General features: G+C 72.1%; 8 protein-coding genes and 1 tRNA gene. 6 read left to right on the top strand and 3 right to left on the bottom strand.

Going from position 1 to position 6,959, the window contains the following annotated elements:
• The 3 genes from ACVNF4_RS30125 to ACVNF4_RS30115 all read left to right on the top strand — a co-directional run.
• On the top strand, nucleotides 1-514 hold a 514-nt coding region (locus tag ACVNF4_RS30125), incomplete at its 5' end, for an SPFH domain-containing protein (RefSeq protein ID WP_461806045.1).
• Between the two features lie 105 nt (nucleotides 515-619).
• Nucleotides 620-1,138, top strand: a complete 519-nt coding sequence (locus tag ACVNF4_RS30120; RefSeq protein WP_461806044.1) for a DUF3592 domain-containing protein — start codon at nucleotides 620-622, stop codon at nucleotides 1,136-1,138.
• 40 nt (nucleotides 1,139-1,178) lie between these two features.
• Complete coding sequence (locus ACVNF4_RS30115; protein ID WP_461806043.1) at nucleotides 1,179-2,888, top strand: AMP-binding protein; 1,710 nt, start codon at nucleotides 1,179-1,181, stop codon at nucleotides 2,886-2,888.
• Here ACVNF4_RS30115 and ACVNF4_RS30110 read toward each other — a convergent pair.
• The 3 genes from ACVNF4_RS30110 to ACVNF4_RS30100 form a co-directional block, all read right to left on the bottom strand.
• Nucleotides 2,854-2,927 (bottom strand) — tRNA-Lys (locus ACVNF4_RS30110). The genes ACVNF4_RS30115 and ACVNF4_RS30110 overlap by 35 nt on opposite strands.
• Nucleotides 2,928-3,033: 106 nt before the next feature.
• Nucleotides 3,034-3,792 (bottom strand): IclR family transcriptional regulator, encoded by a 759-nt coding sequence (locus ACVNF4_RS30105; protein WP_461806042.1) that lies wholly within the window; start codon nucleotides 3,790-3,792, stop codon nucleotides 3,034-3,036.
• A 282-nt stretch (nucleotides 3,793-4,074) separates the two neighbouring features.
• Complete coding sequence (locus tag ACVNF4_RS30100; protein ID WP_461806041.1) at nucleotides 4,075-5,058, bottom strand: D-2-hydroxyacid dehydrogenase; 984 nt, start codon at nucleotides 5,056-5,058, stop codon at nucleotides 4,075-4,077.
• Between the two features lie 298 nt (nucleotides 5,059-5,356).
• Here ACVNF4_RS30100 and ACVNF4_RS30095 point away from each other — a divergent pair, with 298 nt between their 5' ends.
• The 3 genes from ACVNF4_RS30095 to ACVNF4_RS30085 form a co-directional block, all read left to right on the top strand.
• Complete coding sequence (locus tag ACVNF4_RS30095) at nucleotides 5,357-6,010, top strand: aspartate racemase/maleate isomerase family protein (protein ID WP_461806040.1); 654 nt, start codon at nucleotides 5,357-5,359, stop codon at nucleotides 6,008-6,010.
• Nucleotides 6,007-6,510 (top strand): hypothetical protein, encoded by a 504-nt coding sequence (locus ACVNF4_RS30090; protein WP_461806039.1) that lies wholly within the window; start codon nucleotides 6,007-6,009, stop codon nucleotides 6,508-6,510. The genes ACVNF4_RS30095 and ACVNF4_RS30090 overlap by 4 nt, the downstream gene beginning before the upstream one ends.
• An 80-nt stretch (nucleotides 6,511-6,590) precedes the next feature.
• A partial coding sequence (locus ACVNF4_RS30085) for an MsnO8 family LLM class oxidoreductase (protein ID WP_461806038.1) occupies nucleotides 6,591-6,959 on the top strand: 369 nt, incomplete at its 3' end.

Genomic DNA, 6,959 nt, shown 5'->3' with positions numbered 1-6,959 from the left:
CTGGCGCAGCGAGCCGATGCCGGCCGCCGACGGCAGCGGGGTCGCGCTGCGGGCCGTCGTCCTCGTCGTCTGGCGGGTGCGCGACACCGCGCGGGCCACGCTCGGGGTCGAGGACCACGAGACCTACCTGCGGGAATGTGTCGAGGCGGCGCTCGCGAGGGTGCCGGTGGAGATGCCGGGCGCCGGGCGCGGTCCGGTCGAGACGGCGGGGGACGCGCTGACCCGGCTGGTCACGGCGGACGCCGGGGCCATCGGACTTGAGGTGTACTCCGTCCAGCCGGTCCGGGTCGAGTACGCCCCCGAGGTCGCCGCCGCGATGCACCGCCGCCGTATCGCCGCCCTCGACGCCCAGCACCGCGCCACCGTCCTCACCTCGGTCGTCGACTCGGTGGAGGACACGGTCACCCGGCTCACCATGCGGGGCCTGGTCGAACTGGACGACTACGAGCGCAAGGCACTGGTGAAGGACCTCACCGTGGCGTTCTGCGCGGGGCGAGGGGAGAGCGGGGCGTAAAACTCTGAGCTTCCCCTGAGGCAACCCGTAGTACGTCAGAGGTACGTTCCCGGGACGTGGACCGACCACCACGCAGGTGCACCGACCAGCACACCGGGGGATCTCATGGACGTTCTCTTCTACATCGTCCCGTCGTTCATGCTCGCCGGCGTTGTCGGCATGGCCGTCGTCGTGATCCGCCGCTCCCGGCGGATCACCCTCGCGTGGAACAGCGGCCTCACCGCCGAGGGCCGCTGCCTGCGCACGTACACCACGACCAGCAGTGGTGGCGGGGAGCACCGTCATATCCGTACGACCCTGCACCACGTCTACGAGTTCACGGCACGCGACGGCCGCACCGTCCGCTTCGAGGAGGAGAACGGCCCGGGGACGGTGATCGAGGGGGACTTCGTCACCGTCCACTACACCCCGGAGCACCCGGAGCGGGCGACCGCGCTGCCGCCGATGCGGGGCCGCCTGATGGCGGAGTCCGGAATGCTGCTGATCTTCCTCGGGGTCTTCGCCGCGCTCTGCATCGCCTTCATGATCGGCGTCCACGCCTTCTTCGACCTGTCGGACGGCGCCTCCGGTGGCAGCCCGAGCGACCTGCCCGACGACTTCCCGACCGAACTCCTCACGCCGTGACCATCTACATCTGACGGTACGTCAACTACCGTGCGCGGCCATGGAGTACACCACCACCGCAGCCGAACTCGTCGCCCGGGGCTGGGCCGACCACCGCCCGGCCCTGTGGTGGCGGGACACCGTCCTCACCCACCACGACCTCGCGCGCGAAGCCTCCACCAGAGCCGCCCTGCTGACCACCCTCCTCCGGCCGGACGCGCCACCCAACATCGGCGTACTCCTCGACAACACACCGGAGTTCGTCCACTGGCTCGGTGCCGCGGCCCTCGCCCGCGCGGCCGTCGTCGGCGTCAACCCCACCCACCGCGGCCCCGACCTCGCCCGCGACATCCTCCACACCGACTGCGCCCTCCTGATCACCGAACCGGCCCAACTCCCGCTCCTGCGCGGCCTCGACCTCCCGGGCGTCCGCATCCTGACCACCGGCACGGACGAATACGCCGCTCTCCTCGCGGAGTTCGCGGCAACCGCGCTCTACCGGAACCCGAGCCCGCCCACCCCCGCCGACCGCTTCCTCCTCTACTTCACCTCCGGCTCCACCGGCGCCCCCAAGGCCGCGATCTGCACGCAAGGGCGCCTCGCGGCGGCCGGCCGCAGTCTCGCCGGACAGTTCGCGGTCGGGGAGGACGACGTCCACTACCTCTGCATGCCGATGTTCCACGGCAACGCGGTCATGGCGGGCTGGGCCCCCGCCCTCGCCGCCGGCGCCGGAGTCGCCCTGCGCGCCCGCTTCTCGGCAACCGGTTTCCTGGACGACGTACGCCGCTACCGGGCCACGTACTTCACCTACGTCGGCCGCGCGATCCAGTACGTCCTGGCCACGCCGCCCCGGCCGGGCGAGGACCGCGACCACCGGTTGCGGACCGGGTTCGGGACCGAGGCGGGAGCGGTCGACGCGGCGGCGTTCGAGCGGCGGTTCGGGACCCGGCTCGTGGAGGGGTACGGCTCCAGCGAGGGCGGGGCGGCGATCCAGTGGTCGCCCGGGACACCCGCCGGCGCGGTCGGGCGGGCGACGCCCGGTCTCGTCGTCCGCGATCCGCAGACGGCCGCCGTCTGCCCGCCGGCGGTGTTCGGGCCGGGCGGGAAACTCCTCAACGGGGATGACGCGATAGGGGAGTTGGTCAACCACGGGCCGAGCCCCTTCGAGGGGTACTGGCGCAATCCGGCCGCCGAGGCCGAGCGTCGGCGCGGCGGGGCGTACTGGACGGGGGACCTCTTCTACCGCGACGAGAACGGTTACCTCTATTTCGCCGGGCGTGGGGACGACCGGATCCGGGTGGACGGGGAGAACCTGGCGGCGGCGCTGATCGAGGCGATCCTCGCGCGGTACGAGGGCGCCGATGCCGTCGCGGTGTACGCGGTGCCGGACGAGGTGACCGGGGACCAGGTGATGGCGGCGATCGCGGGGAGGTTCGAGCCGGAGTCGTTCGCCGCGTTCCTGCTGGCCCAGCCCGATCTGGGGACGAAGATGGCGCCCCGGTTCGTACGGGTCCTGGAGCGGATGCCGGTGACGGCGACGAACAAGATCCAGCGGGCGCGGCTGCGGAAGGAGGGGGTGCGGTGCGGGGACCCGGTGTGGTGGCGGCCACCGGGGGAGACGTCGTACCGGAGTATGCCGGGTAGTACGGGTGCTACGGGTATTACGGGTACGCGCCCTGCTGCCGGAGGACCTCATGACGAAGGGCCCCTCGCCGAAGCGAAGGGCCCTTCCGATGTGCGCCGCCAGGGACTCGAACCCCGGACCCGCTGATTAAGAGTCAGCTGCTCTAACCAACTGAGCTAGCGGCGCTTGACTCTCGCCGGGTTTGTGTTGCTTTCTCCCGGCGACAGAGAAAATACTACCTGGTCCGCAGGGGTGCTCGTGACCACGGGCGCCCCCGCGCCGGACAGCCCCCTCAGATCGCCAGCGACAGCAGCAGCGGCGCCGCCTGCCGGTGCAGTCTGTCGGCTGCCTGCCGCAGCCGGTGCGCGTCCTCGACCGGCAGTGACAGGGCGAGGCACCCTGCGGACGACCCGGAGGGGATCGGCACGGCCGCGCAGACCGTACCCACGGCGTACTCCTGGAGGTCGAGTACCGGAGTGCTGGGGGGCTGCGACTCCAGCCGGGACAGCAGGATCTTGTCACTGGTGATCGTGCGCGAGGTGAGGCGGGCCATCTTGTGGCGGGAGAGGTGGTCCCGGCGTCCGTCGCGGTCGAGCTGCCCCAGCAGGCTCTTGCCGATCGCGGTCGCGTGCGCGGAGAAACGGAAGTCCACCCACTCGTGGACCACGGGAGTGGTAGGCCCTGCGGCGTACTGGTCGACCCTTATCTCGCCGTCGACGTACCGGCTCATGTAGACCGCCGCCCCGACCGAGTCCCGCAGCCGGTCCAGAGTCTGCTGGAGCTTCTCGCGCACGGCGGTCTCCCGGTCCCGCGCCGAGTCGACGCGGGCGAGGGCCGAGCCGGCGACGTACGCGCCGTCGGTGGTCCGTTCGACGTACCCCTCACGGCGTAGCATCCGCAGCAGCGGGCTCAGTCTGCGGTCGCCGAGGCCGGTGCGGCGGGCGAGCGCGATGTCGGTGACACCGCCGGCGTGCCCGGCGATGGTCTCCAGGACACGCAACGCCTCCCGCGCGGAGTGGTACGGCGTGGTCGGCTCGTGCTTCAGCGCCACGGTTTTCCCCCTGCGCTCGCTTTCAGGCCGTGATCCGGCGACGGATCGTGATCCGGGTGGCGGATCTCCTCCACGATAACCGTCAACCGCCGGATACGGAGGGGGTGTTGACGAGAACGTGGGGTGACCGTAGGGCCTCTCACGTGCGGCAATGTGTGAGTGGCATATGCCATTGGCGTGAACCGGCGCCCGGACCTGCACGCTTGGCGTGCACACGCCTCGCAGTCGGACGGCCGCAGCGAGCACCCCCGGCGGAAATATCTACGGAGACGGCGGCGGGTGTCAGTGGCCGGGGACGTATCCGCGGGCCTTGTCCACCACGTTCACCAGCCGTCTTCCCGCCTCCCACCGCTCCCACAACTCCACGAACTGCGCGGCCAGCCGGTCGTGGTGGCCCACGAACGCGCCGCTCGTCCGAGGCGTCACCAGCAGGTCCGGCACGTCCCACAGCGGGCTGCCCGGCGTAAGCGGTTGCTGAGAGAAGACGTCCAGCGCCGCCCCCGCGATCCACCGCCGCCGCAGCGCCTCGGCGAGCGCGCCCTCGTCCACCAGCTCACCCCGGGCCACGTTCACGAACCGCGCCGACGGCAGCATCACCCCGAACCGGCGTGCGTCGAACATCCCGCGCGTCGCCCCGGTCAGCGGAGCCGCCGCGACCACCCACTCGGCGCGCGCGAGCAGCCGGTCCAGGTCTCCGGGCCCATGGATCCCGGTCCTCGGCACCCGCCCCACCAGCGCCACCCCCACCCCGACGGCCTTCAGCGCCCGCGCGACCGTACGGCCCACCGGACCCGCCCCCACCACCACCGCCCGGGTCCCCCGTACCCGTAGTACTTCCCGGTGACGCCACTCCCGCGCCCGCTGCGCCTCCCACGCCCCCGGCAACCCCTTGGCCATCGCCAGCACCAGCGCGACGACGTGCTCCGCGACCGCCTCCTCGAAGACGCCCCGCGCGTTCGTCAGGACGGTGTCCGACGCGGCCAGCGCGGGCCCCAGCACCCGGTCCACCGGCACCCCGGCCACATGAACCCACTTCGGCCGCGCCTCACCCGCCCCCTGTACGACGTCCGCCCCCGGCGTCCCGTCCCCGCCCCACAGCTCCCGCACCACATCGGTGGCGGTGTCCCACACCAGCAGCACGTCCGCCTCCGGCAGCCGCGCGGCGAGTTCGGCCGCGTCGGTGTGCACGACCTTGGCCCGGCCGGTCAGGCGGCCCAGGCGGGGGAGGGGCTCGGCGTCGAGGACCAGGAGGGTGGGGGCGGTCATGGCACCTCGTGACCTGGCTCGTGCCGGTGGGTGGGAACACGCTGGCACCGCCGCCGGGCGGCGTCAACAGGGCCGTACGGATGGCTGAGGGGGAAGCGGTGCGGGGGTGGGCGTCGTACGGGGTACCCGGCGGAGGGAGGCGCCGGAATCGGGACGGGTGACCCGGTAGGGGTCGTACGGGTCGTACGGGTGCCGCCGTGCCGTGGGGAAGCCGTCGTCCGAAGAAGCAGAAGCCGTAGCCCAGAAGTAGCCGTCGTACCCAAGAAGTAGCCGCCGTAGCGAGGAAGGGCCACTCACCATGACCGCACTCGGACTGCTCGTCCCGGGCGAACCTGCCGAGGACGACTACCCCCGTGTCGAGCAGCTTCTCGGCAGTGACATCCGGATCGACCTGATCCGCGCGGACCCGGCCGGGGACTCGCCGGAGCGGCTCGCCGCGTGTACCGAGGAGTTGCGGCTCGACGGGGCCGACTCCGTCGTGTGGGCGAGCGTGACCGGCGCCGTGACCGAGGGATGGGAGGGGGCGTTCGGGCAGGTCAGGGGGTTGGCGCGGACGGCGGGGCTGCCGGCGTCGTCCACCGCGTTCGGGTTCGTGCACGCGGCCCGGGAACTCGGGGTGACCCGGGTCGCCGTGGTGACCGCGCACGCCCACCCCGCCTTCACGGAGTTCCTGCGCGAGGGCGGGGTGGGCGTCGTCTCCACGGCTCCCCTCGGCGCGGACCTCGCCGCCTCCGTCCACCCCGCGGCCCACGCGGACGCGCAGGCGCTGCTGCTGCCCGACACCTCCCTCCGGACCGTCGCCCACCTCCCCGCCCTCGAACGCCAACTCGGCAAACCCGTCCTCACCGCCCACCAGATCACCGTCTGGGAAGCCCTCCGCCTCACCGAACGCCGCGTCAACGCACCGCAGTTGGGCACTCTCTTCACGAGGGAGCCGATCGTGCAGGCGTGAGTGAGGGGCGGGCGCGGGTGGAGACGGTCATAGCCGTGGCGGCGATCGTCATCGCGCTCGGCTCGCTGTGGGTCAGCCACACCCAGGCCCGCGCGGCCCGGGAACACAACCGGCAGTCGGTCCGGCCGATCCTGGAGATCCGGCGGGTCCGCGACCGCCGCGCGGGTCATACCGGCTACCGGCTGACCAACTCCGGGCTCGGCCCCGCCGTCGTCACGGACTGCGTGGTGCGCTGGGACGGCGAGCCCGTGGGGGAGTGGGCGCGGCCGGCGTGGAATCTGATGTTCGACGACGACGAGAAGGTGGGGAAATGGGGGTGCCACCGGGGTGACGTCCTGCCGGCGGGCCGGACGGACTTCCTGGTGCTGTACGAGACGGACGACACCGAGCGGCTCGTCCGCTTCCACGACCGCCTCAAGTCCCGGCTGGTGATAGAGATTCACTACGAGTCGGTGTACGGCGGCGAAGGACTCGTCGTCTCATCGAGGAGACCGGACTGACCCGGGACGGGAATAAACGGGGACCGTCTCCTGTTGTGCGTCGAAGGGTCAGTCGACGACGCGACGCAGGAGGTAGATCGGTGGACGAGATCCGCGGGACGGTTCAGGGCGAGGCGCCCGTACCCCTCTCCGTGCTGGACCTGGTGACCGTCGGCAACGGACGCACGGCGAGTGACGCGCTGCGCACCAGCGTGGAGCTGGCGAAGTTCACCGAGCGGCGCGGCTTCCACCGCTACTGGGTCGCCGAGCACCACTCGATGCCGGGCGTCGCCTCCTCCTCGCCGGCCGTGATCCTCGCGCACCTCGCCGCGCACACCGAACGCATCCGCCTCGGCTCCGGCGGCGTCATGCTCCCCAACCACGCGCCGCTCGTCATCGCGGAGCAGTTCGGCACGCTGGAGGCGCTCGCGCCGAACCGCGTCGACCTCGGCCTGGGCCGGGCGCCCGGC

It is taken from the genome of Streptomyces sp. S6, from assembly GCF_054880855.1.
Note: the sequence above shows the minus strand (reverse complement) of the source record. Positions and strands in the feature narration are given on the sequence as shown.

What these genes read in the sequence shown, in the direction of transcription:
- ACVNF4_RS30120 (WP_461806044.1), top strand. Translation starts at nt 620, where the DNA reads ATGGACGTTCTCTTCTACATCGTCCCGTCGTTCATGCTCGCCGGCGTT.
- ACVNF4_RS30115 (WP_461806043.1), top strand. Translation starts at nt 1,179, where the DNA reads ATGGAGTACACCACCACCGCAGCCGAACTCGTCGCCCGGGGCTGGGCC.
- ACVNF4_RS30095 (WP_461806040.1), top strand. Translation starts at nt 5,357, where the DNA reads ATGACCGCACTCGGACTGCTCGTCCCGGGCGAACCTGCCGAGGACGAC.
- ACVNF4_RS30100 (WP_461806041.1), bottom strand. Translation starts at nt 5,058, where the DNA reads ATGACCGCCCCCACCCTCCTGGTCCTCGACGCCGAGCCCCTCCCCCGC.